At 39.1% G+C, this 2,209-nt stretch carries 2 protein-coding genes and 3 tRNA genes; all 5 read right to left on the reverse strand.

Annotation, left to right across the window (positions count from 1 at the left end):
* Positions 1-30: 30 nt before the first annotated feature.
* The 5 genes from BAZSYMA_RS05720 to BAZSYMA_RS05740 all read right to left on the reverse strand — a co-directional run bounded on the left by BAZSYMA_RS05720 (position 31) and on the right by BAZSYMA_RS05740 (position 2,174).
* Positions 31-106 (reverse strand) — tRNA-Thr (locus BAZSYMA_RS05720).
* A gap of 16 nt (positions 107-122) precedes the next feature.
* Positions 123-196: transfer RNA gene (locus tag BAZSYMA_RS05725), tRNA-Gly, on the reverse strand.
* Positions 197-214: 18 nt separating this feature from the next.
* A tRNA-Tyr gene (locus BAZSYMA_RS05730) sits at positions 215-299 on the reverse strand.
* A gap of 234 nt (positions 300-533) precedes the next feature.
* A complete protein-coding gene (locus tag BAZSYMA_RS05735) occupies positions 534-1,754 on the reverse strand; it encodes a malic enzyme-like NAD(P)-binding protein (RefSeq protein WP_090716578.1) in 1,221 nt (406 codons plus the stop codon).
* Between the two features lie 54 nt (positions 1,755-1,808).
* Positions 1,809-2,174, reverse strand: coding sequence for a dihydroorotate dehydrogenase (locus BAZSYMA_RS05740; protein WP_277621617.1), 366 nt, complete (start codon positions 2,172-2,174; stop codon positions 1,809-1,811).
* Positions 2,175-2,209 lie beyond the last annotated feature (35 nt).

The raw sequence follows: 2,209 nt of genomic DNA on the forward strand, positions 1-2,209 counted from the left end.
CTCTTCCTCTTTTATTTATTACACTAAATTTGGAGCTCACCAGCGGATTTGAACCGCCGACCTCTTCCTTACCAAGGAAGTGCTCTACCGACTGAGCTAGGTGAGCACAACCTTTTATCACCTGGAGCGGGTAACGAGAATCGAACTCGTCTCATTGGCTTGGAAGGCCAAGGTAATACCAATATACGATACCCGCAAATCCTTTTCTGCTTTTTGGTGGAGGGGGAAGGATTCGAACCTTCGAAGGCGGAGCCGACAGATTTACAGTCTGTTCCCTTTGGCCACTCGGGAACCCCTCCCCAAAAAGCAATCAGGCATTATCCCATAAGTTACTACAGATAACAAGACCTTTTTTACAAAAATTTAGACAGACAGAAAAGTCGTTAAAAATCGCCTTATCAAAAGCTCCGAAATTAATTCTTTACTCTTTCTTTGGTAAGTCATTATTTATAAAGCTATGCAAGGAGTTTGGTTGTTTCTAAACAGTTAAATATTTTATAAAAATAACACCGTAAAATAAGAAAAGACGAATATCAAAGACGTGAAACACCACTTGCAACTGCCGCATTGAATACTGCTTTTGGTACTACATCAATCAGTCTTTTATCAAAAGGTTTTGGAATAATATAACCCTTACTAAAACTCATTGCATCGGCATTATAAGCTTTAAGAACTTCAGCGGGCACTTCAAGTTTTGCTAAATCTTTTAGTGCATATACAGCAGCAATTTTCATCTCAATATTAATTGTGCTGGCTTTAGCATCTAGCGCACCCCTAAAAATAAAAGGAAAACCTAGAACATTGTTCACTTGATTGGGGTAATCGCTTCGCCCTGTCGCCATAATCAAATCATCACGCACTGAATTAGCATCTGCAGGTGAGATTTCAGGGTCGGGGTTTGACAAGGCAAATACAATCGGATTATCTGCCATTGATTTCACCATGCCCTTAGAAACTAAATTGGCTGATGCCACGCCCACAAATACATCGCAATCTTGCATTGCATCTGCCAAAGTTTGCTTGTTAGTTGTACTTACATAACCCAGCTTTTCTTTGGTTAAATCTTCTCGCTGATTGTTAATCACGCCTTTGGAGTCCACCAGTAAAATATTGGTTTTTTGAAAGCCTAATTCACATAATAAGTCTAATGTAGCAATGCCTGCTGCACCTGCACCCAAGCAAGTTAGTGTAGCGTTTTCTGGTATTTTTCCTTGAATTTCTAAGGCATTTAAAAGCCCAGCAGCAATAATAATTGCTGTGCCATGCTGGTCATCATGGAAAACTGGAATATCCAGTATCTCAATTAATCGTTGTTCAATTTCAAAACAGCGCGGTGCAGAAATATCTTCTAAATTAATACCACCAAAAGTAGGTGCAATATTTTTTACCGTTTGCACAAACTCATCAACATCTTGCGTGTCAACTTCAATATCAAACACATCAATATCAGCAAATTTTTTAAACAGAACTGCCTTGCCCTCCATCACTGGTTTTGATGCCAAAGGCCCAACATTGCCCAAACCTAAAACCGCAGAACCATCTGAAATGACTGCTACCAGATTATTTTTAATCGTATAGTTATCAACCAATGCTGGATTATTAGCAATTTCTCTAACGGGGGCTGCCACACCTGGTGTGTAAGCCAACGATAAATCTTCACGGGTTTCTAGGGGCTTGTGCGAAGAAACGATCAATTTTCCAGGGCGTTTACCCTGATGATAATCTAATGCTACTTGGTGTAATTTTGAACTCATAATTTATAAAAAATATAGTTAAGAGCGCCCTGCCCCCAAGAAAAGAAGCATTGATTATACTTGTTTAAGTGGATTGCGTGAGCCGACCGCCTCTTCAATAGATGAAAACCCATCTTTTTTAAGCAACTTAACCAAACCACGATTAATTTCACCAATAACCTGAGGACCTTCAAAAATCATGCCTGTCACCATCTCAATCAAATTAGCACCAGAGGTAATTTTTTCGTAAGCATCGTCTGCGTTAAATACACCGCCCACACCAATAATGGTGATTTTTCCACGCGTTCTCTGATAAACATGACGCACTACATTGGTTGAAAGTCGTTGCACAGGCAATCCACTAAGTGCGCCTTTATCAAAAGTTATACCATTTTCAAAAATAAAAGATATAAATATGGTAAAATAATAAGTTTTTAACAAGACAATAAAATCATGCCAAGACCTCGTTCACTTCC

Source organism: Bathymodiolus azoricus thioautotrophic gill symbiont (genome assembly GCF_001298715.1).
Lineage (GTDB): Bacteria > Pseudomonadota > Gammaproteobacteria > PS1 > Pseudothioglobaceae > Thiodubiliella.

Coding starts and splice junctions, on each gene's coding strand:
- BAZSYMA_RS05735 (WP_090716578.1), bottom strand. CDS start 1,754: ATGAGTTCAAAATTACACCAAGTAGCATTAGATTATCATCAGGGTAAA.